The sequence below is a fragment of the Methylobacterium sp. CM6257 genome, assembly GCF_054611515.1.
The window spans coordinates 6,191,527-6,214,066 of record NZ_CM137735.1 but is presented as its reverse complement, the minus strand read 5'-3'; the positions used below and the strand labels follow the sequence as shown (position 1 = coordinate 6,214,066).

At 64.3% G+C, this 22,540-nt stretch carries 20 protein-coding genes and 1 pseudogene; 12 read left to right on the top strand and 9 right to left on the bottom strand.

Annotated elements, in window-relative coordinates:
• Positions 1 to 4: 4 nt before the first annotated feature.
• On the bottom strand, positions 5 to 127 hold the full coding sequence (locus ACYCO6_RS30265; protein ID WP_459766288.1) for a periplasmic nitrate reductase, NapE protein: 123 nt from the start codon (positions 125 to 127) through the stop codon (positions 5 to 7).
• A 781-nt stretch (positions 128 to 908) separates the two neighbouring features.
• A complete protein-coding gene (locus ACYCO6_RS30260; protein WP_459766286.1) occupies positions 909 to 2,501 on the bottom strand; it encodes a Na+/H+ antiporter in 1,593 nt (530 codons plus the stop codon).
• A gap of 539 nt (positions 2,502 to 3,040) precedes the next feature.
• Between ACYCO6_RS30260 and ACYCO6_RS30255 the strand changes: the two genes are divergently transcribed.
• The 7 genes from ACYCO6_RS30255 to ACYCO6_RS30225 all read left to right on the top strand — a co-directional run bounded on the left by ACYCO6_RS30255 (position 3,041) and on the right by ACYCO6_RS30225 (position 9,622).
• Positions 3,041 to 3,589, top strand: a complete 549-nt coding sequence (locus ACYCO6_RS30255) for a DUF3489 domain-containing protein (protein ID WP_459766284.1) — start codon at positions 3,041 to 3,043, stop codon at positions 3,587 to 3,589.
• Between the two features lie 64 nt (positions 3,590 to 3,653).
• On the top strand, positions 3,654 to 4,052 hold the full coding sequence (locus tag ACYCO6_RS30250) for a DUF2924 domain-containing protein (RefSeq protein WP_459766282.1): 399 nt from the start codon (positions 3,654 to 3,656) through the stop codon (positions 4,050 to 4,052).
• Positions 4,045 to 5,190 (top strand): recombinase family protein, encoded by a 1,146-nt coding sequence (locus tag ACYCO6_RS30245; protein WP_459766280.1) that lies wholly within the window; start codon positions 4,045 to 4,047, stop codon positions 5,188 to 5,190. Before ACYCO6_RS30250 ends, ACYCO6_RS30245 begins: the two co-directional genes overlap by 8 nt.
• A complete protein-coding gene (locus ACYCO6_RS30240) occupies positions 5,187 to 5,840 on the top strand; it encodes a hypothetical protein (protein WP_459766278.1) in 654 nt (217 codons plus the stop codon). The genes ACYCO6_RS30245 and ACYCO6_RS30240 overlap by 4 nt, the downstream gene beginning before the upstream one ends.
• Positions 5,841 to 6,578: 738 nt before the next feature.
• Positions 6,579 to 7,079 carry a hypothetical protein gene (locus ACYCO6_RS30235; protein ID WP_459766276.1) on the top strand — a complete coding sequence of 167 codons (501 nt, stop codon included), beginning with the start codon at positions 6,579 to 6,581 and terminating at the stop codon, positions 7,077 to 7,079.
• Positions 7,079 to 9,253: a hypothetical protein gene (locus ACYCO6_RS30230; RefSeq protein WP_459766274.1), complete on the top strand. Its 2,175-nt coding sequence runs from the start codon at positions 7,079 to 7,081 to the stop codon at positions 9,251 to 9,253. Before ACYCO6_RS30235 ends, ACYCO6_RS30230 begins: the two co-directional genes overlap by 1 nt.
• 174 nt (positions 9,254 to 9,427) lie before the next feature.
• On the top strand, positions 9,428 to 9,622 hold the full coding sequence (locus ACYCO6_RS30225; RefSeq protein ID WP_459766272.1) for a hypothetical protein: 195 nt from the start codon (positions 9,428 to 9,430) through the stop codon (positions 9,620 to 9,622).
• Between the two features lie 50 nt (positions 9,623 to 9,672).
• Here the strand turns inward: ACYCO6_RS30225 and ACYCO6_RS30220 are convergent, their stop codons facing one another.
• Complete coding sequence (locus ACYCO6_RS30220; protein WP_459766270.1) at positions 9,673 to 10,299, bottom strand: recombinase family protein; 627 nt, start codon at positions 10,297 to 10,299, stop codon at positions 9,673 to 9,675.
• Positions 10,300 to 11,091: 792 nt separating this feature from the next.
• Entirely contained in the window at positions 11,092 to 12,303 is a 1,212-nt protein-coding gene (locus ACYCO6_RS30215; protein ID WP_459766268.1) for an SRPBCC family protein, read from the bottom strand.
• Positions 12,304 to 13,035: 732 nt separating this feature from the next.
• Between ACYCO6_RS30215 and ACYCO6_RS30210 the strand changes: the two genes are divergently transcribed.
• Together ACYCO6_RS30210 and ACYCO6_RS30205 are read left to right on the top strand one after the other, a co-directional pair.
• A complete protein-coding gene (locus ACYCO6_RS30210) occupies positions 13,036 to 14,229 on the top strand; it encodes a hypothetical protein (RefSeq protein ID WP_459766266.1) in 1,194 nt (397 codons plus the stop codon).
• Between the two features lie 1,046 nt (positions 14,230 to 15,275).
• Positions 15,276 to 16,190: a hypothetical protein gene (locus ACYCO6_RS30205; protein ID WP_459766264.1), complete on the top strand. Its 915-nt coding sequence runs from the start codon at positions 15,276 to 15,278 to the stop codon at positions 16,188 to 16,190.
• Between the two features lie 335 nt (positions 16,191 to 16,525).
• On the opposite strand, the gene ACYCO6_RS30200 is transcribed toward ACYCO6_RS30205, so the two are convergent.
• From ACYCO6_RS30200 to ACYCO6_RS30180, 5 genes are all read right to left on the bottom strand, one after another.
• Entirely contained in the window at positions 16,526 to 16,879 is a 354-nt protein-coding gene (locus ACYCO6_RS30200) for a response regulator transcription factor (protein WP_459766262.1), read from the bottom strand.
• Between the two features lie 104 nt (positions 16,880 to 16,983).
• Positions 16,984 to 17,598: a response regulator FixJ gene (gene fixJ, locus ACYCO6_RS30195; RefSeq protein WP_459766260.1), complete on the bottom strand. Its 615-nt coding sequence runs from the start codon at positions 17,596 to 17,598 to the stop codon at positions 16,984 to 16,986.
• Positions 17,588 to 19,153 carry a PAS domain-containing sensor histidine kinase gene (locus tag ACYCO6_RS30190; RefSeq protein WP_459766258.1) on the bottom strand — a complete coding sequence of 522 codons (1,566 nt, stop codon included), beginning with the start codon at positions 19,151 to 19,153 and terminating at the stop codon, positions 17,588 to 17,590. The genes fixJ and ACYCO6_RS30190 overlap by 11 nt, the downstream gene beginning before the upstream one ends.
• Positions 19,154 to 19,771: 618 nt before the next feature.
• On the bottom strand, positions 19,772 to 19,999 hold the full coding sequence (locus tag ACYCO6_RS30185) for a hypothetical protein (protein ID WP_459766256.1): 228 nt from the start codon (positions 19,997 to 19,999) through the stop codon (positions 19,772 to 19,774).
• Between the two features lie 342 nt (positions 20,000 to 20,341).
• Entirely contained in the window at positions 20,342 to 20,698 is a 357-nt protein-coding gene (locus ACYCO6_RS30180) for a hypothetical protein (RefSeq protein ID WP_459766254.1), read from the bottom strand.
• A gap of 453 nt (positions 20,699 to 21,151) precedes the next feature.
• Between ACYCO6_RS30180 and ACYCO6_RS30175 the strand changes: the two are divergent.
• The 3 genes and pseudogenes from ACYCO6_RS30175 to ACYCO6_RS30165 all read left to right on the top strand — a co-directional run.
• Positions 21,152 to 21,533 (top strand): annotated as a pseudogene (locus tag ACYCO6_RS30175) (transposase); the annotation flags it as partial.
• Between the two features lie 68 nt (positions 21,534 to 21,601).
• Positions 21,602 to 21,772 carry a hypothetical protein gene (locus tag ACYCO6_RS30170; protein ID WP_459773890.1) on the top strand — a complete coding sequence of 57 codons (171 nt, stop codon included), beginning with the start codon at positions 21,602 to 21,604 and terminating at the stop codon, positions 21,770 to 21,772.
• A 146-nt stretch (positions 21,773 to 21,918) separates the two neighbouring features.
• Positions 21,919 to 22,473: a hypothetical protein gene (locus ACYCO6_RS30165; protein ID WP_459766252.1), complete on the top strand. Its 555-nt coding sequence runs from the start codon at positions 21,919 to 21,921 to the stop codon at positions 22,471 to 22,473.
• Positions 22,474 to 22,540: the final 67 nt, after the last annotated feature.

Sequence of the window (22,540 nt, the reverse complement as noted above, 5' to 3'; positions counted from 1 at the left end):
TCTCCTAGATGGGCCCCGGGGGACCGGTGAACGCGTAATACATCCAGACGAGGAAGCCCCAGGCGGCGACGACGCCGACCGCGATGAATGGCCAGATCAGGACCGCTAAAACCAAGAACGTTAGCACCTCTCGCACCCAGCTACCCCCCGTCGTAGCCACTTCGGCGACTCGCGGATTTTGCACGGGCTTCTCCCTTTGATAGGCACACATTATACCGAATGCTCTAAATCTAAATTTATACCGGGTATATTATTAGACAAAATTACAATATTCGGGAAACAATTGAAAATTTCTAGAGTCGTACCGCGCATGATCTGGTATCTTTTTTGCGTAATATCGGAAGTGTTTTACAAAGACTGACATCAACTTTCGTGAAATTGCCCATCGGAAGAATATTCATGTTACTCACCCTCGACGCATTTTCAACAAAAGCACAGTCACGACGTTCGCAGATACGAGATCTCTTCGAGGAAAAGCCGGTGCTGTACACTCTTGTTATAAACTGACGCGAAGTTGGTATTCGCGCTTGATCGAATGGGACGGTGAGGTTGAAATGAGGTGCGCCGGATCTGGAGGCACGGCCGCAGATCGGGCCGGCCTAGCAGGAACCCGACTGCCGGAAATGCGACATCCCGTCAGCGCCGCGTTTGTTAAAAAGGGACAGCCAGAGGCCGCGATGAAGCCAAGCTATTTCAACGGGCTGGTTCTCGCGCTGCCACGCACTCGATGCCATGCCCGTCCGGTGTCGCAAGTCATGCGTGAAGGCGGCTGGATCCGAAAAGTTCAGGGCGGTCGAGTTCTGTGCAAAGAAGACATTAAGCGCGTGTGGCCGATGCGGCGCTAAATCTACAGCCGGTGGCGGTGGTGTCCTTCCCCGTGCTGGCGGGGCTGTTCGGGCGCGTGCCCCTCACGACCGTTCGCCCATCGTGACCCTGATCTGCTGCTCCTCTAAGTCGAGTTCGGCCATCAGCGCGGCCATCTCCTCGTGCTCCAATCCGTCTCTATGATCGGCTAGGAGCTTCGTACGAGCCGCCTCAATGGCCGTAAGCCGCAGCCTCTGCCGTGCAGTAATTCGATCGGCACCTGTTTCCGCCCACTTACTGGCCTCGGCGACCCGTTTGGCTCGCCGGCGCAGTTCACGAAGGAGATCCTCCGCGGCCGCGGCCTGCTCCGGATCAAGCTCGTCGAGCTTCTTTGTGACGGCTTTCATCGCCGCCACGGCGGCGGCGCTGCGAGCGCTGATTGCCTGCGGCGTGACCGCTGGATTGGCAGGTCCGCTCGCGGGCTCGCTCAGGCGCAAGCGGCGGATCAGTAGACCGAGCGTGGTGCCCTGAATGATCAAAGTGGCGAGGATGGCGCAAAAGGCCAAGAACAGGATGACGTCGCGCCCGGGAAAGTTGGCCGGGAGTGCCAAGGCGGCAGCGAGGCTCACGACGCCCCGCATGCCTGCCCAGGACAGCACCGTGGCATGGCTCCAGGGCGGCATCGGGTCTCTTTCACGCAGGCTGCGAGAGACGGCACGAGGCAGCCAAAGGGCCGGAAACACCCAGACGAACCGGCTGATGATGAGGGTGGCCGAAACCGCCAGACCGAGCGCAGCGAGATGCCAAGGATCATACCGTCCGAGGCGCTCCAAGATGCTCTGCAGCTGAAGGCCGATCAGCACAAAGACCAAGGCGGTCAGCACAAACTCGACGAAGCTCCAGACCGCCCCCATTTCCAGCCGGGTACGGGCAGTGAACGCTGTATGCTGCTGCTGCCCAAGCACGAGACCGCAGGTCACGGCCCCGAGGACGCCCGAGGCGTGAACCTGCTCCGCAGCGATGTAGGCCGCAAAGCTCGCGAGAAACGAAACGAGGATGTCGAGCAGCGTGTCCTCAAGGTGGGTGAAGATCCACATTGCGAGGCGACCCAGGAGGTAGCCGATCAGAGTGCCCCCAGCTGCGGCGAACAGGAAGGACAGCGAGGCTTGGCCGAACGAGACCTCACCGGCCAGCGTCGCGGCTACAGCGAAGCGGTAGAGGACGAGCGAGGAGGCATCATTGAGCAGGCTCTCGCCTTCCAGGATGACGACGAGCCGCTTGGGGATGCTGAAGTCTTTCAGCACCGATGCGGCAGCGACCGCGTCCGGCGGGGCGACGATGGCGCCCAGCGCGACGGCTGCCGCCCAGGGCAGTTCAGGAACCAAGACTTTCGCTGTGACGGCGACGGCTGCGGCCGTGAACAGGACGGCGCCGAGCGCGAGGAACAGGATGGGGCGCAGGTTGAAGCGGAAGGCCGGCCAATCGGTCCGGTAGGCGCTCGCCTGGAGCAGCGGTGGCAGGAACAGGACGAGGGCGAGCTGTGGGTCGAGGGTGACGGACGGCAGGCCTGGGACGAAGGCGAGCACCATACCGCCGAGCACCAGCGCCACGGCCAGGGGCAGGTGCATGTGACGGGCGACTAGGGCCAAGACGACACTGGCTGCGAGCAAGCCGAGCAGGATCTCGAAGATCTGCATACGCCTTGCTCCTTTTCCCCGCGCGTGAATCGATGCCCCGCTTCAGCTGGGTCAGCGCGGTTGAGAGGTCTAGCGTCTTACTCGTGAAGTTCGAGGCCTTTTGGCCTCGGCACATATGTACCTTGGGTGAGCGGCCACAACACTCGCGTGGGCCCCTCGCGTACACCGTTACTGTGTCCGCCTCCGGGCTGCGGTTAGGGCCTGCTGTGCGGCGTACACAGGCGCAAAGCCGAATGTCGGCTTTCTGACAGTGGCCCAATGGCGGCTCACCACTCCCTGCGGCCCCTGGTCGGTAGTGGCTTAAAGGTCCGCATAGGGTCAGCAGGTTCCGGCAGAATGTGAGCAGTGGATTGCTACGAGCAGGGCCGAATTCGATCGGCGACACGCGGGGCCTACCCTGGACTGTGCCGGCAAAGCACGCATTGCTGTGGGCGTGACAGGCTGATGATCCGCAGCCCGATCCAACCCCGCTGGCCCACAGCCACTCGCGGGGTCCGCTCAGTGACAGCGCCATGCTGCCGCCGAGACCGGATCGTCCCATGCCTTGCAAGTCCAAATCCGAAACGCTCAGCCCGATCCAGCACCTCGTCCTCGCCGCCGCCGTCAGTCATCCCGAACACCGGCTCGTCCGGCCCGAGGACATCAAGCCGCCGACCTATCGCTCCGCCCTTCAGGCCCTGCGCCGCCGCGGCCTGATCGCTGACAGCGCCGCAGGCAATAATTCGGGACGCCGACCCGCCGGCCCCGTCCTGTCGCGAGCCGGCCTCGCCCACGTCACTTCCGCCGCCCGCCAAGTACAGTTGGTCGCGCAGCCTCAGCTGTCCGTGGTCCGCTCCCCACGGCCCGGCTCAAAGCTCGACTGCCTCGTTGCCATGCTCGCACGCCCGGACGGCGCCAGCATCGACGAACTCATCACGGTTCTGAATTGGCTGCCCCATACCACCCGCGCCGCGCTCACCGGGCTGCGCAAGCGCGGCTACGCTCTCAAAACCATACGCGCCACGGGCGCGCCAACTCGCTACCACATCGCTACCGACCCTGTAACGTTGCCCGCCGTCGAGCCCGCGACCAAGGAAGCAGCGCGATGAGCAGCAATCTCGCATCGGCTCTGGCCATGCTGCCGAGCCTCAGCACGGTCGAGCTGCGAGCCGAGTGGCGCCGCCTCTTCCGCACCACGCCCCGCTGATCAGCCGCGACCTGCTCCTGCGCGCCCTCGCCCACCGCGCCCAGGAACTCACCCACGGCGGCCTGACCAAAGCTACGCAGCGCCGCCTGCGCGACTTGGCGGAAGCGGGTACCGACGCTGACACGCCGCACACCGACGCGGCCGCTCCCGCGCGTCGGCCAGTCACGCTCTCGCCGGGCGCGCGTCTCGTCCGCGAGTGGGGCGGGCGTACCCACGTAGTCACCGTCACAGCAGACGGCTTCGAGCATGACGGCCAGCGCTACCGCTCACTCAGCCACGTCGCCAGCGCCATTACCGGCGCGCACTGGTCCGGGCCACGCTTCTTCGGACTGACCGGAACCAGAGGAGCCGCACGCCATGGCTAAGCCGAAACCGGCAGCTCCCCCTCGCACTGGCCAACCGCGACTGCGCTGCGCCGTCTACACCCGCAAGTCCAGCGAGGAGGGCCTGGAGCAGAGCTTTAACTCGCTCGATGCCCAGCGCGAGGCTTGCGCCGCCTACATTACCAGTCAGCGCCACAAGGGCTGGCAGCTCATGCCCGTCCTCTACGACGACGGCGGGTACTCCGGCGGCACCATGGAGCGGCCCGCCCTCAAGCGCCTACTCGCCGATGTCGAGGCAGGCCGGATCGACGTGGTGGTGGTCTACAAGGTCGACCGTCTCACCCGCGCACTCTCGGACTTTGCCAAGATCGTCGAGGTGCTCGACCGCCGCGGCGCCTCGTTCGTGTCGGTGACGCAGGCGTTCGACACCACCAGCAGCATGGGCCGGCTGACCCTGAACGTGCTCTTATCCTTCGCGCAGTTCGAGCGCGAGGTCACCGGCGAGCGCATCCGCGACAAGATCGCTGCGAGCAAGCGCAAGGGCATGTGGATGGGCGGCCTGCCGCCGCTCGGCTACGACGTGGCCGAACGCAAGCTCGTCGTGAACGAGGCCGAGGCCGAGACGGTGCGACTGATCTTCCGCCGGTACTGCTGCCTGCGCTCGGTGCGGCTTTTAGCGGCCGAGCTGGCGCAGGCCGGCATCCACAGCAAGGCGCGGCGCGCGGCTGACGGGGGAACCTTCGGTGGCCAGCCGCTCGGGCGGGGCGCGTTGTACGCGATGCTGGCCAACCGGCTCTACCGCGGCGAGGTCGTGCACAAGGGCGAGACCTTTCCTGGCGAGCACGCGGCGATCGTGGATGCCGAGCTGTTTGCCGAGGCGCAGGCGATCCTGGCGCAGAACCGGGTCGAGCGCGATGAGGGCGTGCGGGCGGAGGCGCCGAGCCTGCTGGCCGGGCTGATCTACGACGCCGCTGGCGAGCGGCTGACACCGACGCACACCAACAAGCGCGGCGTGCGCTACCGGTACTACGTCTCGCGGCGCCTCATTACCGGCCGGCCGGTGCTGACAAGGACAAGCCACACGACGCGAGAGGGGCGGATGCGAGTTCCGAGGCGGCCGGTGATGGGCCGACACGCGCTGGTCAGCGCATCCCGGCGGCCAAGCTCGAGGCGGCGGTGACGGACCGCCTGCGCGCGCTGCTCACGGACGCGAACGCGCTACAGGATCTCGCGCGCGGGCGATCCGCTCCCGAGCAGCACGCGATGGTAGTGGCAGCCGCGCGGCTGGCGGCGGAGTGGCCGAAGCTACCGCAGCCGCAGCAGCGGCAGTTCCTGCAGACCGTCCTCACCCGCATCGACGTGCACGCGGAGCGGATCGAGATCGCGATCGACGGCGCTGCCCTGCTGCATCGGCTCGGCGTGGGTAAGCGAGAGGAGACAGACGGCCCGACCGCAGCCGAGTTGCCGCTGCGGCTGGTGCTGCCGGTGGGGTTGAAGCGTGTCGGCATGGAGATGCGCTTGATGCTGCCGGGCGAGGCGGCGGGCCCTGATCCGGACGCGAGCCTGGGCCGGCTACTCGGTCGGGCGCACCGCATCCGCGAGCGGCTAACCGGTGACACGCCGTTGTCGATCGACGAGGTGGCGCGGGCCGAGGGTCTGACGCGCTCGTACACCACGCGGTTGCTGCGGCTGAGCTATCTCGCCCCCGACATCACGGCCCGGCTGATCGCGGGCGCGCATCCGCCCGAGCTGAACGCGGTGCGGCTGATGCGGGACACGCGCCTGCCACTGGACTGGGCCGAGCAGCGCGCGACCCTGGCAATGGCCTGAGCCTCCCGCTCGATCGACTCGCTCGAACACTCCGCCTTCCCCTCACATCATCATCCGACGCGATTGAGACGGACGAGGCCCTGCGGGGCCTCGTGACGTTCGTGCCGCCATTCGGCACCGCGTGGCCGTGACGTTTCATAGGCCCAGAGACGCTCCAGGGGTAATCTGCCAGGAGCGCAGGCCGAGACGGTGGTACTGGCGAAGGGTTAAAGCGAGACGGCGGCGCGAGAATGGCCCGTAAATTCGGGCAGGCGCGTCTCCGGCGCTCAGCTCGGGTATGCGGTCAGCGCAAACTGCCGGCACGTCCGAGAGAATTCGGCTCCCGGCCTAATGCCGGCTAAATTGCTGACATAAAGGATAAATCTGGCGGAGACGGAGGGATGAGCCGACAGCGGCCAATTCCCCTTCTACACCAACGATCTCGCTTCCCGCTGTTGAGGTAGCACTGTGCTGGCGGCCGTCAAGCTTCGCCTCCGTGAGGCGGCCAGCGTCGATCGAGCAGTCGTCGTTGATGAGGCAGGGAGTACGAATAAATTGACCCCGGTCGGGGTGGCCTGGGATAAGTAGTCCCAGAGCGCATTCGGCGCTCAGGCCCCTGGCGGGGGACGGCGCAAGCCTGCGGCGATAAATACACCGACCGAGCAATATTCTGCTCGGGGCGCTGTCGCAGGCGTTCGCAATCCCATGACCCGCGAGGTGCCGCCACCCCTCGCGGGTTTTTCATTGAAGGGATTGCACGTGACCATCTATTACTTCGACGCGCTGGCGGGCGCGGGCAAGACGCGGGCGCTGGCCCGCCATGCCGACCGGCTCGCCCGGCGCGACCTCAAGGCCCTCATCGTCCAGCCGACCCGGCACCTCATCGACAAGACCCTCGCCGACGAGCTTCTGCCCCTCGACCCGACCTATCCCTGCCGCGCCATCCACGGCGGCACGGTCCTCCGCGGCGCCTCGCCGGTCGGGACGATCGTTGGCCACTTCCAGGATGCCGAGCCGGGCCAGGGTGAGATCCTGCTCATCACCCACGCCGCCCTGATGCGCGCGCCCTACCTGCACCGGAAGGCGGACTGGCACCTCATCATGGACGAGGTCCCGCAGGTGGACGTGTTCGAGGACCTGCCGCTGCCGGAGACGGGGCACTTGCTCCTGCCCCACCTCGACTTCCTGCCCGAGGGGCCGGTCTACGGTCGCCTCGACCCGTTCATCGCGGATCGGGCCACGATCGAGGAGGTCGCCTGATGAGCCTCGATAAGATCGCCCGCAACCAGTACGGCGACGCTCTCTATGCCGTCCTCGGGTCGCTCGCCCACCGGATCGAGTCCGAGGACTGGGATGTCTACGCGAAGCAGACCGAGTTCGAGCGCCTGCGCCGCGGTCAGAAGACCGCCGCCTCCCTCGTCACCTACTCGCTGCTGAGGCCCTCGATCGTGCAGGGATTCGCCTCGGCCACCATCGCCTCCGCCTGCATGACGGAGACGACTCTGTACCGGCTGTGGTCGGCCCAGGGCGTCGAGATGAAGCCGGTGGGCGAGGCCCTGCGCAAGCACCTGCGCTACACCGAGCACGAGCACGGTGACCGGATCACCATCTACTTCGCCAGCCACGAGGGGTGGTCGAAGCGCTTCCGCGACCGTGCCGTGAAGGATGCGTCCGGGGCGGAGACGCGGGTCCTGGAGCGGATCCGGCAGGCCATCGCTACCCTGGTCGGCGCCGAGCCCTTCGTCTGGATGGGCAACAAAGACTTGGGCGACGGCTTCTTTGGGCTGGCCGGGGCCGAGCGCCTGCCTAATACGCCGCACGGGCTGAACTCCTACCAGGGCTACCACAACGTCGTGGTGCTCTCCGCCCTCAACCCCCCGCCCGCGCACTTCCACTTCATGGGCGCGCGCGGCGTCTCGGACGAGGAGTTGCGCACCGGCTGCTACCGGACCGCGGTCTATCAGGCGGTGATGCGCTGCTCGATCCGCAACCCGGCCGACACGACGCCCAAGCGGGTCGTCGTCATGGATCGGGACACGGCCGAGTGGTTGGCGGACCTGTTCCCCGGCGCCGCGGTGATGCCGCTGCCGGGCCTCGGAGCCCTGCCGAGCAAGGGCAAGGCCGGGCGCCCGCGCCAGCACGCCGACAACGCGGCCAAGAACAGGGCGCACCGGGCCGAGCAGAAGAGCAGGCACCTCGCGCAACTCGATCTGATCAACGGGACCTCGTTCATCCGTGCGAGCTACCCGCTCCTTGCCGAGCAGGTCCGGGGTGAGATGCGCGAGTTCGTGCGTGACGATATCCCTTCTAAGGGAGGGGATTACGTCACGCCGTTGCCTGCGGCTTCGGCTATGACGTGCGGCACGGCCTACCTGTCGAAGTACGACTCGATGCCGTTCGAGCACTTCGTCCACTACGACGACGACGGCTTCATCGCGGAACTGCGCGACCTGCACACCCGGCGGGTGCTCAAGGAGGAAGCGGGCCTGTTCTCCCCGGCCCACTTCGATCCGTCGAAGGCGGCCGACAAGGGCCGCGGGCTGAACAACATCACCCACCTGCGCGGCATCTGGCTCGACAACGACGGCGGCGACCTGACCCACGCCGCCTTCGCCGACCTGTTCCCGTACCTGCGCATCGTGGTCTGGAACACGGCCTCGTCCACGGCTGCGGCGCCGCGCTGGCGCGCGTTCATCCCGACGACCTACGCCTACTCGCTCGACGTGCTGGCGCTGATCATGGGGCAGATCCAGAAGGTGCTGAACCGGGCGGGGTACTGGGGCAAGCGCCAGTTGGAGAAGCAGGCCAAGCGCTCGGGCGCCAAGCCGGGCCTCTGCCATGGCTTCGATGAGGGCAAGTTCAACGGCGCCGCGCTGTTCTACCTGCCCGTCCAGGCTCAGGACCCGAAGGACTCGTTCTTCATCGACTACGGCGAGGACGATCCGAAGCGCGGGCCGCTCGACCTGCACGACTGGATCGAGCACTGCATCCTCGACCTGCGGCCCGAGCCTGAGCCGGTGCGGTCGGAGAAGGTCGTCGCCCTGCCGGTGCCCGCGATCGTCTCCGCGCAGGCGTCCGAGCCGGTCGCCGAGAAGCGTCAGGTCAGCGCCAAGCTCCAGGCGGTCCGCGATGCCATGGCGGCTCGGGACGAACACCTCGGTGCCGATCGTCGCGCGACCCTGATCGAGAAGGCGGTCCAGGACTGGCGGATGACCCCGCGCGGCTCGGGGCATGCGGCCTTCTTCAGCTTGGCTGCGGCCCTTCAGCGGGCTGGCCTCGGCCTGGGCGAGATCCGGGACAGGCTTTGGGAGGAGGCCGCCTACGGCAACTCGACCCGCGAGCGCCGGAACGAGATCAAGGACATCCTGAAGAGCCTCGGCCGTCGTGGAACCCTGGCGGGCGGATCCGCCCGGTCGAACCACTGGTGGAACTGATCCTGATGGGCTGAACGACGGCGACGGTCCGAGGATGATCTTCGGACCGTCTATAGAAGTTCACAAGAATAATGCGTCCGCCGCTCCAGTGATGTACCTTGATCTTGTCGGCGTTGGGCCGACATGGATCCGTTTGTTACAATGTCCTATTCCTGTTTTTATTCCACGACCGAGATGGATGATTACCAGATCGACCGGGTGGTCATGTTGATGCGCGACCATGCTAACCGTTCGGCTCGCGGCATGCGCCACAGGTGGAGGATGCACTGGCATCATAACGAGATCGGCATCATCTTCGACCTGCGGGATGACTGGCGATTCTTCGAGCGCACCTATCCCGACGCCTTCGAGAAGTTCTTCAATCGGTAGAGCCTCGGTGGGCGGTGTGCTGCTGCGTGTGCTGTAGTTCCACCCGCTCATCACGCCGCGGCGGTGATCATCTCCTGATCCTGGGAGGCGATCATCGCCGCATGCACGCGCTGCACGGTCGAGGCGCCGACGCCGGTCCGGCGCGCCGTCTCTCGGATGCCAACCCCAGCCGCCAGCAGCGCCCGGATCGCCTCGGCCCTCCCGGCTTCCAGCGGTGGCCGACCCAGGCGAGTCCCCTTGGCCCTGGTCCGTTCGAGCCCGGCCATCACGCGCGAGCGGATCAGCGACCGCTCGAACTCCGCGAACACGCCGAGCATCTGGAACATCATCCGCCCGCCCGGCGTGCTCGTGTCGAGGGCTTGCTGGTGCAGGAAGAGATCGACGCCGCGTCCCTGGAGTTCGCCCAACAGGTTGATGAGATCCGGCAGGGATCGTCCAAGCCGATCGACGCTCCAGGCCGCCACGAGATCGACCTCGCGTCGAGTCACCGCCTTGAGCATCGCGTCCAGCCCTGGCCTGCGATCCCGGCCCTTGGACCCGGAGATGCCGTCGTCACCGAAGATCGCCGTGACGTTCCACCCTGATCGGGCGGCGACCTCGTGCAGCGCGCGGGTCTGGTTCTCCGTTGTCTGGCCATCGGCCGTGGAGACCCGAACGTAAAAGGCGACCCGCTTCATCCCCTCCAGATTCTCACGGATCCATGCCTCGGCCAAGCCCGACCCGCTTCACCCCGTCCCAGAACCAGATGGTTGCGGAACACCGTGATCAAGACGGTCCACCGAAGGGAAAATGAGGGCTGAAATCGAGAGGGTTTTAGATACAGGTACGCATCGGTCGTGTAGAGGATGCGCAACATCGGGAACCGGACCGTCGAGTACCCGGACGACGAGATCTCGAACGTCACCAGCTACGATGCGAGGCAGCGGATCCCCGTGCAACAACAGCCTCACCCCCCGCGCAAACGTTACCGAGGCGCGGATCCGGGCCGGGAGGTCGGCGCGAGCGTCAGGAAACCGTTGGCGCGCAGGATCTCCAGTACGCGGCGAGCGGCATCAGCGCGCGAGGGTCAAAGGGGGCCTGAAGTGCTCGGCCGTCGAGGAACCGTGGCGAACGGATCCGTGCGGGTTCTTGATGGTCGTGACCACGGTGGGGTGAACGTCGGCGACGGTCAGCAGGACGATCTCGGGTGGTCAATTGCACCCATGGTAGCGAGCGGCATCGAGGCGAAGAGCGGGGAACCGTCCCTGAGCGTCAGAGCGCGTCGATAGTCACCGCCAACGTGGAGGCAACGGACTGCGGGATCTCGCTCCTCTGCAAGGGGCCGACAGGATGGTCCGGCCGGTCGCACCAGAACCGCTCGCATGGATCCGGAACGGCCGTGCGTCGGCGACCAGGGAGACCCGGCAGCAACAGACGCTTCCACGGGCGATCGATCCGGATCCGCGGCAGATTTTCACGCGGCCAGTCCATCAAGTGGCCGTTCTGTGTCCAGGCATATGAGCTTCCGTTCGGTTTCCCCGAGGCCTCCAAGCCAGTCGGCCGATCATCAGCCCGATGCGGCGGGCCAAGAGGGCGGCGGTGAATGCCCACGCTATGGCCAACCAGACTGCTTGCCATAGAAACGAGACGATGCTGCCGAGCAGGAAGGCGGCCGGGCCGAGCACTTTGAGGACGGCGCGGGTCCGCCGACCCGTCCCCTCAGCTAAACGGCGGATCTTGCTCATCTCCGCCGCATCTCGCGCCAAGTTCAGCGCCTGCGCGGCTGCGCGCTGGCCAAGGCGCGCTTCGAGGGCAAGGGTATCCTCGCTGAGACGCGTCAGGGTCTGCAAGGCGTCTGGCCGGATCGACGCTTGCGCGGCCCGGCGTGCCGCCGAGAGGTCGAGGGCGCGGACATCGGCCACCGCTTCCTTGAGGAAGACCGGGTTAACGGCCTCACGAGTCATCCCGATCAGCTTCTCGACCAACTCGCGCGATAGGAGACCGGCCTTTCTGGCGCCCTTCAGAAGATCCAGCCCCTTCCCAACTGGAACCTTGGCGGCGGCACTTGTCCCGCCGCTCGGGAGCAGCGAAGCCACCGTGATGCCGGTCAGTGCGACGCCCGCCGTGGACAGGCCGAGAACGAAGGTGTCGTAGGACTCACCTCGGTACAGCTTGTTGCCCTCCTGCCAGAGATCGCGGAAATCCCCGACGCCGACGAGATCGGCCGCGAACGAGCCCGCGGTGCCGAACCAGGAATTGGAATTGCCGGACGCGAACCCGTCAGTGAAGTCCTTCCCGGCACCCTGTCCCAGGGCGCCACTCGTCGCCTCGGCGCGCCTGCGCCGCTCGGGATCAATCCTGACGCCCTGAGCGTCGGCGAGGTCGAGAAAGCTGGCGGCTAGATCACCATCGCCCAGACGCAGTGCGTCATCGATCTCAGAGTTTATCCGATCTGTGGTCGCCCCGGCTGGAAGACGGAGTTCGGCGAGTTGGGCCGGGTCGTCCTGCGCCCGCAGGAGCGCGACGCTCATCGCGACACGCGGCACGATCAGCGTCCCGAGGCCCAACAGGACGGCGAGCAGCACTACAGCGATGGCGAGGCGAATGGGGTGAGCGGGATCCGTCAGGATTCGAACAGGCGGGCTGGACCGGACGCGGTCCCAGCGTTCACGCTGCCGCAACACCCAGGACTGGTGACTCATCGCGTGCAACCACCTTCACCGTTGAAGCCACAGTTGGCGGTGTTGGCCATTGTGCCCGAACGCAGGTCTCGAATTGCTCGGCAACGTAGGCACGTCACACGCTCTCCTCAACGTGACGTGGGCCTCGTGAAGGCGATCGGGAAACCCGCGCGGCTTTTCTGTAACGACTAAACGGGATCTTGCAGTTCCTTTGAAAGGCGGCCGACAAGTCCCTGCCCAGCACCACAGGATCCTCCTGTGAGATGGAGTCTGTGGCTGTCAGGAAGGCTGAAACGAGGCGCTCAACGCCTGCGAGACCCTGGCCTCAACGACCCAACGTCCACTCACCGAGTTCGGGAACCCTTCGCCATGGCGCGCTCGAAGCTCGTCGAGAACCCGCGCCCGAGTGATCTCGTAGTTTTGCTCAACGTGAGCCCGCCAGCGCGCCTGCCCCAGTTCGCGTTCAAACGTCTGCCGCACCGGCCAGAGCGGAAGTCCCGCGTCGCGCCGCAGAGCATTCCTCCTCCAGATCCCGGTCAGGATCGCCGCAGCGTCTATGTCATCATTCGAGGAACTCTGCATCGTCATAGATGATGATGCATAACACAGAAGACCGGTAGGTGCTCGGCAACTTCGCGACCGGCCTCAACCATTCATGCATTTGCCAACAGGAACCCTTGCGGCCCGCGGCTTCCGTGGTACAGTTTCTTGGTAGTCGAAACGGGTGAGGCGCAGGAGCGCACGACCACGGCGATGCGGAGCACGCCCTTGGTCTCTTGCTCTCACGATGGCATCACCGGACTGGTATCGAGGACTGCCCGCGCGCCAACGCCATTTACCGGCTGGGCGCTCGTTCGCGTCATCGAACTTGATCGCGACTGCCCCGGACTGCTCGCGGCGACCTTCTGCTTCGGCGCCCAGAGGCGACAGGCCGTGTTCCTAGTCCTCGCGGCCATCGAGGCACTAGGAACCGAAGAGATTGCTCGCCGCTTCCGGCGCTCAGAGTTCGCACCGGAGTTTCGAGATCCGGAGAGCGCTGCTGTTGTCGGCCATGCGCTCCTTGCGCTGCGCCGTCCGCGCAATCTGGTGCAAGCGGTGTTCGGCGCACCGCCTGACGGCCTCCTCGGCACTCTGGGCCGACTTGGGTCGGCTCCCATTGGCGAGCCGCCTGCCTACCTCGAACTCGTCCGGCTCTTCTGCTCGGGGGATCCGGCCGATCGGCGGCGCGCCAAGGTCCTGGGGCAAATCAGCGGGAACCTCCTGGGTGCGCAGATCGCGGTAGTGAGTGTCCTCGACCCACTTCTCCTCCACCCGGCTCTGGTCTCCACGATCTACGAGGTCGAACAGGTCGCGGTCTTGCAGCAAGCGCTGGCCTACGTGCGGGCCCGGTGTACGGGTGCTACAGACGACGCGATCCGCGCGTCCCTCGGGCAGATCAAGCCGGGCTCGCATCGCGGGGAACTCATCAAGGCGTGGGCCGCGCGCTTCGACAAGGTTCCGTGCACCCTCGATACCCGCGGGGATCCGACGCTCATCGTCCTTGATAGTGGGGCCGCATTGGCCGACGCCGGACGCCGATACGGCAACTGCCTCGCCGACAAGATCAACGAAGTGATTTTGGGCTCCTACCTATTCGTCGAGTACCGGCCTGCGGCGACCGGCGAGCCCGGCGTCATCGCGGAACTGCGTCGAACCACGAAGGGGTGGCTGCTGGAGAACCTTTACGCGGCCAACAACTGCGTCGTGCGGACCGAGCGAGCCCAGGTTGTGCGCGAGAAGCTAGCCACGTGCGGCGTCGCCCTCCTGGCTCACGCGCCCGCCGATCGGGAGGCGGTGCTCGCGACCGCGCGGCTACTCGGAGCCGACAGCCTGCTGACGCCGGATGAAGCAGGCTGGGTAACCGAGATAGTCGAGGTAGACGACGATCTTCGCCCGGTGTTGGGATAGGTGGTCTGACGGACGAGCACCTACCGACTCACGCTAACAGTTGCGCGTTGTCCTGCCAGAAGCACCGAATTTGAAGGCCGAGACTGATGCGGTGTTGATGGGGGCGTCGGCGCGTCCTGACACGCACAAACGGTTCCATCCTGCACGTGACGAAATCTGCGCTGTCTCGGTTCCGACGAGGTGGTGCGAGCCCCAGAACGCGACGTGCGAGGAACCGATGCCGCGCAATTCACCGATCCTCCCTCGGTTGCTCGTCTCTGATGCAGATCGACATGTACTCACGCGAGCGTGAGTATCCGCCATGCGGCTGCCTCCGAAGCGTTCGAGATCGCGTTCATCCATAGGCCGGTGAGCGAGGTTGTCACGCTGCGTCACGGACTGGTTGAGCGTGTCTTCGGACCGCCCGCCAAGATCTCGAAGACCATGACGACAACGATGACGACGCTGCGCCTCCCCCGTCCGCTCAACGGCTCGGTATTCGTGACTGGCAACGGTCCCGGATCGTTCCGAGCTTGGCATGGTCATCCTGGTCCACCACGTCCGTCAACTTGGTCCTCAACATGGACCAATACCAGTGGCGGCGCTTCGCCGACGACGACATCAGCGTCAGCCGTCCACCAGCCGTTCGACGACCCGGAACGGCCGCGGCGCACGTCGGATTATATCAACACATTCAGTGACTTGCTCAAAATTCGTTCGACAGACGAGGGCAGCCCGAGCACGTCTGCTACCACGTCTAAGACTTGCAGGTGCTCATCCGGCTGACGGTGTCGTCGAGGAGCCCCTCCCTCGTCTATCGCTACGAATACCAGTCGTTAGTTTTTCGTTGACGAAAATATTCGACCCAGCGTTCGAAGGGCGTATTCAACCAAACAGAAGATAAGGATTGACATGCGCGCCTCGATGCGCCAAAAGCACCAAACGTAGACGGCATCAGTCAGGCGAATACGGCTAATTATTCTGACCATGTAAGAATAATGCCTGATTGTTGTCGATAAGACTGCAGGACTACGCCCGCTTAGCTATTGAGCAGACGAGCAGCCACTATGACCCTGTCCCCGTATCATGAACTGGTTGAAGCTCAACGGCGCAAACGGGTCATTCAAGTTCTGCCAGGGCGGCAGAGTCCGGTTGAGGATCGCATCGTGAACGATCACTTGAGTGATCAACGCTGGGATATTCCGTCTTACGATGTGCGCGCAGTTGCACCCTCCTTGGTTCCGAAATGGCGGGAACTGATAGCACTTGCGCAAGCATACGCGCGGTCAGGAGAATTTCAGCCCCCGCACCCAGAATTTGCGCTAATATGCCAATTCGATGGACTAAATTCTATTGTAAAGTTTTCGGCGGAGATAGATGAAACCGATCAGTATGTATTTTCATCACTGTCGAAGCACAATCTTGTTCCGGAAGGGGCCACATATCTCTATCATGCCGAGGTTTATTCATTCATACCGAATATCAATCGCTGGGTGATCGGTAACCGAGCCATGGTTGCACCCAAGACCTTCATAGCCACCTCGCCCACGATTCTTAAAGAATTCTTCGACGACGATGGTAGAGGCCCTGTCTACGCGCATCTTTCAGGGCTGCTTCTGATAATTCTGCTAATGATGCACTATGGAAGCGAAGAAGTCATTAAATATGGCGATCTGCACATCTCCGACGATCTGAAGCGCCTCAACCAAGGTCGTGCAATGGCGAACGACTCGACGCATCGAGGTCCTCTGCCACCTACTCAGCCAGTAATATATTTGACGACCGACCCGGACCTCCTTGCTACTTCACCGCGGAGGCAGGTCAGTCCAACAGAAGAAATTAAAAGGAGCGTAGCAGGGCATGAACGCCGTGGACACTACCGCCGCTGCGGCAAAGACAAGGTATTGCGATGGATACGTGCGACAGTTGTGAACGGTGGTTCTCAAGGACTTCCGCTCACTAAGAAGGTACGTCTCCTCTAGGCTAGCATCCCGCCGCACACTCAACATACCTGAGTTGAGCAGTCTGCCTGAGGCATATCTGGCACGGACGCGCTCGAACTCCGGGGCGCACCAGGAAACAGGAGGAGCGAACCTACCGGCAAGTTGGCCTGCACCCGCGTGCCCCGGACTTCCTGGTCTCGGCGGCAAGGCGAGCCTACCGAGCCGCTCTTCACCCTGATCGGCATCCACGTCACTGAGAAGAGGCTCATCGACGGTATCTGAAGGCCGAAGCCGCGTTGGAGAGGATTGCGGAGCTTCGGCGATGACGCTGCTGGCCTTAGTGCTGTTCGCCAACGGCTGCCACCGTCCACTCATCAACGCAGCGGCCCCACCGCTTCAATGGCGCTGAGCAATTCGTTCACGAGGGGCTTCTCGACCAAAGGCAGGCCAGCCTTCTGCACTTTCTCGCGGATCATGGGGCTCGGGTGGCCCGTGATGATGATCATGGGGGCGGTCACACCCAGGGCTCGCAGGCGCTCCGAGGCATCCAACCCCGTCATGTCCGGCAGCACGTAGTCGATCACGATGCAGCACGGCTTCGCTTCTGGGAACGCGGCGAGCAGGTGGCCGCCGCTCTCGAAGGCGGCGACCCGATAGCCCTCAGCTTCCAGCATGAACCGCGTCGAACTCAGGCTCGCTGCGTCATCGTCCACCATGAAGATCGGCATGAGGCTGCCTCAGAAAACATGGCGCATTGACAGGCCGGACCGGCTGACTTCACCGCCCGACAATTCACGCTGCCGCTTCCTCGGTTCCCTATCGTTGAGGTGGATCAAGCCTGCCTGAGACCGGCCAGAACCGTCCAGCGCACCAACTCGGACAGGCTGGCCGCCTGCGTCTTGGCCATGAGCTTCGCCCGGTAGATCTCGACGGTGCGATGACTGATGTCGAGGGCGCGGCCGATTCCCTTGCTCGTCCCGCCAGCAACCAGATGATCCAGAACCTGCCGCTCGCGCTCGCTCAGCGTGGCGACGCGTCGGGCGAACTCCTGAAGGATCGGATCAACCGTCTCGGTCACGCAGCCGCGCTCCAGTGCGGAGCGCAACGCGTGCAGCAGCACTTCATCCTTGAACGGCTTTTCGATGAAGTCGCACGCCCCGAGCTTCATCGTCTCCACCGCGAGCGAGATGTCGGCGTGTCCCGTCATCATCACCACGGGCAGGGTGTGACCGTCCGCCCAGAGGCGGCGCAGCAGTTCCAGCCCGTCATGGCCGGGCATGCGAATGTCGGTCAGGATACATCCCCGCGCGGGCTTCAAGAGCCGGTCGAGCAGGCTCGCCGCGCCCTCGTACAGCGCGACTTCAAACCCGGCGGCGTCGAGCAGGAAGCCGAGCGAGTCCCGCATGGCAGGGTCGTCGTCTACCACGTGGATGAGGCTACGCGTCATCGGTCAACTGCTCCTCATCCGCATCCGGTAAGGTCAGGCGGAAGGTGGCCCCACCATCGCCGTTGCGCTCTACCACCAGTTGTCCTCCGTGTGCCTCGGCGATGGTCCGGCAGATCGACAGGCCAACGCCCATGCCGGTCGCCTTGGTGGTCACGAACGGCTGGAACAACCGGCTCGCCACCTCGTCCGAGATGCCGGTGCCCGTGTCGGCCACCGCAATCTCGACCCGCTCTGCGCTCCGGGTGGCCGTGATCGACACCTCGCGCCGCCGCGACTCCTGCATGGCCTCGCGCGCGTTGCGGATCAGGTTGGTCAGGATCTGCTGGATCTGCACGCGGTCGGCGAGAACACTTCCGGAGTGCGGGTCGAGGTTGACATGCACCACGACGCCCTGCTCGCGCGCGCCGATCAGGGCCAGGGCTGCGGCTTCTTCGATGATCTGAGCGACAGGCTCGATCCGCTTCTCCGTCTCGCCGCGTCCGATGAACTCCCGCAGTCGGCGGATGATCTGCCCGGCCCGGAGGGCTTGGTCTGCGGTCTTGTCGAGGACCTCCCTGACCTTCGGGAGCACGGCCAAGTCGGCCTGATCCAGAAGGCGGCGGCAGCCCTTGGTGTAGTTGGTGACGGCGCTGAGCGGCTGGTTCAACTCGTGGGAGAGCGCCGAGACCATCTCGCCCACAGTGCTCAGGCGCGAGATGTGGACGAGTTCGGACTGGAGTTCCTGAAGCCGTGCCTGGGTCTTCTGCTGCTCGGTCAGATCGTTGACGAAGCCGGTGAGGAACACCTGATCGCCCGAGCGCATCTCGCCGAGGGAAAGCTCCACTGGGAAGATCGTGCCATCGCACCGCCGACCCGTCGTAATCCGCGTCGTACCGATACCCCGGAGCAGCCCCGTCTCTCGGCCGCCGGTTAAATGAGCGTCGTGCCGGTCCCGGTCCGGCTCGGGCATGAGCAGGGTGATGTTCTGGCCGATGACCTCGGCTGCCGAACACTGAAAAATGCGCTCGGCCGCGGTGCTGAACGCGCGGATCGTGCCCTGCTCGTCGATGACGATCATGCCCTCCGGCACGGTGTCGAGGATCGATTGCAGATGCGCCTCGCGGGCCCGCAGGTCCGCCTCGGCTTGCTTCTGCGCATGGATGCTGAAGACGACGCCGCGATGACGAACGGGGCATCCCTGCTCGTCCACTTGCACGCGGCCCCGCGAGCGCAACCAGCGGATCTGCCCATCGGGGCGGATGATCCGATAGTCCACTTCGTAGGCCCCACCGTGACGGCGAACCTCCTCGATCGCGTCGGCCCTCGGCTGTCGGTCGTCGGGGTGGAGCAGGGCCTGGAAGGTGGCGAGGTCGGTCAGTTGCTCGCGCGGAAGGCCGAAGAGGCTGTCACAGGTGGCGGAGCAGGCGACTTGGGTCGTGGCGAGATTGAGCGACCAGATGCAGATGCCGGTCGCGTCGAGTGTGTCGCTCAACTCGGCGGTGGACAGGCTCAAGGTTGGGACAGCGGCATCACCCGATCGGATCAGTGCGGTCGGCGGAGAAGCGGCTGCTGTCATTGTCCGCTCCAGAGATCTTCACTGGGCGGCCACACCCGGTCCGAGAGATACAACCCGTGGCGGCCCGCAGCAATCAGCGTTTAACCTATTTAGTGGCCGAATATCCATTTTGAAGTGCAGGAATTTTTACCAAAAATAGGTTATTTGCGCCGGAAAGCTGCGATTTAATTTTATTTTATATAGTCCTGGGCTTCATAACGACGATAGCGGGCCGATCCAATGCCACGCTGGGCCAGAGCCGACCGACCTGCCCGCGGGCCGGATACTGTTTCACCTCTTCTCAGTTGTAGATGGACGACACCTGCGCCGATAGCCGCGGCATTCCGGTTACCCGCTTTGCCGAACTGGACAGCCCCGACACCGAACGGCGCGATCGGCGACAACGTGCGAACCTATGAGGAGAGAATCCCGCCCGGCGTGATGGTCGATGGCGTCATCGACAGGCGCGAGGATGACGAGCGTCTCGTCCTCGCCGCTGGCTCTTGGAGCAGGTCGGGCCGTGGTTCCGCGCTAGTCTCAAGCCAGACGAGCGTGGCTGGCGCTACAAGGCCGATGTCGTCGCGCAGAGAGTCATCTCTGGCTCACCGCGTTCGGAGAAAGCTGGTCAGAACCTGCAAGTCAGCAGCGCTCTGTTCCCTCCGCCTCCAAGTGCCTCTTGGCCTTGCTGAGCACCGAGCAGGGGTCGTGCCCCTTGACCTTCGCGAGAAGCAGCAGATCGGTGACCAGGTCCACGACCTCACAGGCGGGCTGGCCGCCGATCCAGCGTCGGTCGGCCCCCTCGGCGTGGATGTACGCGTCGAGTGCGGCTTGAGCGAATTCAACCCGTCTGATCTTCGTAGTCATCATGAGCGTTCTCCCGGCCGCCCGGCCGCTCTGAGTAAAATTCGGGGCGGCTATTAAGAATTCGATGCTGTAGATAACTGCTGCACGAACTAGAGGTTTCTATTTTTTCCCGACATTTTTGCGCCTATGTAAGCTTTTCATGGGCGCCCAATCTGGACTAAGAGGCGATCGTGATCGGCCCTACGTGATCTCGATCGTGAGACTGGCCTTGCGCGAGAGGGAAAACTATTGTCGATTTCTGGGGCGATCCGGCTCACGAGCATGCGAGTCACCGCCATGGAGTGAGGCAGTATGGAACACGCGGGCCGCGATAGCCGGTCTGCGATTGTCTGCGGGAAGTAACGGTCACCGTCGATTCCCATCCCTACTCGCAGTTTCCGCCTTGCCGCCGTCGAGGACGAACAGGATCGGAGGCTCCGCGGCCCCCATGAACGGACGGTCCAGACTGTCGAGCAGGTCCGCGATGATGTCGTCCAGTTCGGACGCCGCCGTGCCGTAGAGTTGGAATGCGCAGCGGCGGGATGCGCGCTCGCTCGCGTCAGAGGCGGCGCCCATCGCAGAGACCTCATCCCAGCCTTTCTGACGCAACTTCATCGCGAGTTGTCGATACTGGGCTAGAATGTCGGCGCCTACTTGGGCGGCCTTGGCCTCAATCGCTCTATCCGCATTCGCGACGGGCATGATTTTCGTGGGTGCCATCATTTTCCTCCAGGGAGCATCCACGCGCCGGGAGGGGCAGCCGGGCACCCGTGTCGCATAGGTGACGACTTCCGGGCTGGCCGTTCAGGCTCGCAGATCGGGTGAGAGAGACCAAGGCTCAACTCGGCGGCGGACAGGCCCAAGGTCGCGGCTGCGGCATCGCCCGATTGGAACGGCGCTATTCTTGTGAAGGCGGCCGATTCCATCGCGCGCTCAAGCAATTTTCATCGGGCGGCCGGGGCCAGTCCGAAGGATACACTCCGTAAGGTATCGGACCGATATCAGATTAACCTAACCTGTAATAGACGGCCCGCAATTTTTAATGTTTGTGAATTTATGCATAAAGCGGATCAGATCAGCACGCGCGCTCAGAGGTGGCTCGGGAAACTGCGCGGCGAGTCTGGGTCGGATCTCTGCCTGATGCGTGGCCAGGATGGCCGCGGGTCAGGAGCGATGATGAGCAAGCGAGCCCGCCGGAACCATCTCCCGGCCTTGGCGAAGGTGGTTCTGGCCGCCCTGCGGGCGAGAAGAGACTGGCCGAATTGGCCCAGCACTTCGATGCCCACCCCAACCCAATCACAGCCTGGATAGCCCAGCTTCTGGACGGGGCTGCCGGTGTGTTTTCAGCCGCGCCCCGATCGGAGACGACACCGGTCATCGACGTGAAGGCGCGGCACGCCAGGATCGGTAAGTTGACGCTGACCAACTTTTTGTCCGGCACATTCGGCAAAGCCGGTCCGCTGAGCGCAAAGCAACAATCGATCGCGGGCACGATCGTCCCGCCGCTCAGCAGGCCAAGGCGCTCGGGATCAGCCGCAGCCGTGTCGATTACCTTCCGTGTTTCGAGGCGAACGACGGCGTGGCGCTGCTCTACACCAGCAGCCGCATGCCGGGTCAGTTTGATGGTTGCGACCCGCCCATCAGGTCGCCGAGCGCTGGCCGAACACGCGGATCATCGTCTGCTCGGGCTGCCTGCGTGAAGAGGCCGAGCAACTGCCGGGCTGCGCACACTTCATCGCCAAGCTCTGCGCCGAGGTTCTGGTGCGCAAGGCGTTGAAGGCGCTGAACCTGCACTGAGCGGTTGCCGTGCGCGTCTCGCCACGGCCATCTGCCGTGCCGCTCCGAAATCAGGGTCTACGCCGCACGCGTGCCGAGCCGGTGAAGGTCAGACGGCCCGCCGTTTTCAGTCGGGCAATTCATCCGCGACGGCCTCGACGGCGGCGATGACGTTCTCCACTTCAGCGATCCGGCGGAGTAACGAAGGCCGCTCAGTGCAATGGGGCTGTGCGAACAACCTGTCGGGTTTCGTCGCTCTCGATCTCCCCGAGAAACTTCTCAGCGCACTCCGCCGTCTTGGCCTGAGCATCCTCAAGCCTATCGAAGGCTTCGGCGCCCATGACGCGTCCGTCTGGTCCTATACAGACCGAGAGCCACGGCAAGCCCGGAGCGGCTGGATCGTAAACGGTGAAGATATAGCGCGCGATCCGATCGTGCTTGAGCATGCGGCACCCCCTCAGATGCTCCGGCGAGCAATGCTACGTCCGCGCGGTCGAAACAGCAAATCTAGTAAACCTATGTTGGAAAGGCTTGGCCACCTCGCGGGCGCATGGGGCCCGAGGCTGCTGCACCTGAACACCGAGATCGTAGAGGCCGATGCCAGCCTCGCCGCCGCCCTGCGCGGGTTCTTCGAGCGCTCGGATGCCGGAAGCGAGGTGACCGAGATCTCGGGGCAGATCGTGGCCGATCTGACGCGCTTCACGCTGCTGCGCAGGCTTTGAGATCATCACCTTCGAAACGCGAGTGCCTCAGCATGATCCCCGCGTGGTCCCGGCGCAGGCGGGCCTC

What these genes read in the sequence shown, in the direction of transcription:
- ACYCO6_RS30260 (WP_459766286.1), bottom strand. Translation starts at nt 2,501, where the DNA reads ATGCAGATCTTCGAGATCCTGCTCGGCTTGCTCGCAGCCAGTGTCGTC.
- ACYCO6_RS30255 (WP_459766284.1), top strand. Translation starts at nt 3,041, where the DNA reads ATGCCTTGCAAGTCCAAATCCGAAACGCTCAGCCCGATCCAGCACCTC.
- ACYCO6_RS30245 (WP_459766280.1), top strand. Translation starts at nt 4,045, where the DNA reads ATGGCTAAGCCGAAACCGGCAGCTCCCCCTCGCACTGGCCAACCGCGA.
- ACYCO6_RS30230 (WP_459766274.1), top strand. Translation starts at nt 7,079, where the DNA reads ATGAGCCTCGATAAGATCGCCCGCAACCAGTACGGCGACGCTCTCTAT.
- ACYCO6_RS30225 (WP_459766272.1), top strand. Translation starts at nt 9,428, where the DNA reads ATGGATGATTACCAGATCGACCGGGTGGTCATGTTGATGCGCGACCAT.
- ACYCO6_RS30220 (WP_459766270.1), bottom strand. Translation starts at nt 10,299, where the DNA reads ATGAAGCGGGTCGCCTTTTACGTTCGGGTCTCCACGGCCGATGGCCAG.
- ACYCO6_RS30215 (WP_459766268.1), bottom strand. Translation starts at nt 12,303, where the DNA reads ATGAGTCACCAGTCCTGGGTGTTGCGGCAGCGTGAACGCTGGGACCGC.
- ACYCO6_RS30210 (WP_459766266.1), top strand. Translation starts at nt 13,036, where the DNA reads ATGCGGAGCACGCCCTTGGTCTCTTGCTCTCACGATGGCATCACCGGA.
- ACYCO6_RS30205 (WP_459766264.1), top strand. Translation starts at nt 15,276, where the DNA reads ATGACCCTGTCCCCGTATCATGAACTGGTTGAAGCTCAACGGCGCAAA.
- ACYCO6_RS30200 (WP_459766262.1), bottom strand. Translation starts at nt 16,879, where the DNA reads ATGCCGATCTTCATGGTGGACGATGACGCAGCGAGCCTGAGTTCGACG.
- fixJ (WP_459766260.1), bottom strand. Translation starts at nt 17,598, where the DNA reads ATGACGCGTAGCCTCATCCACGTGGTAGACGACGACCCTGCCATGCGG.
- ACYCO6_RS30190 (WP_459766258.1), bottom strand. Translation starts at nt 19,153, where the DNA reads ATGACAGCAGCCGCTTCTCCGCCGACCGCACTGATCCGATCGGGTGAT.
- ACYCO6_RS30185 (WP_459766256.1), bottom strand. Translation starts at nt 19,999, where the DNA reads ATGATGACTACGAAGATCAGACGGGTTGAATTCGCTCAAGCCGCACTC.
- ACYCO6_RS30180 (WP_459766254.1), bottom strand. Translation starts at nt 20,698, where the DNA reads ATGATGGCACCCACGAAAATCATGCCCGTCGCGAATGCGGATAGAGCG.
- ACYCO6_RS30165 (WP_459766252.1), top strand. Translation starts at nt 21,919, where the DNA reads ATGACGTTCTCCACTTCAGCGATCCGGCGGAGTAACGAAGGCCGCTCA.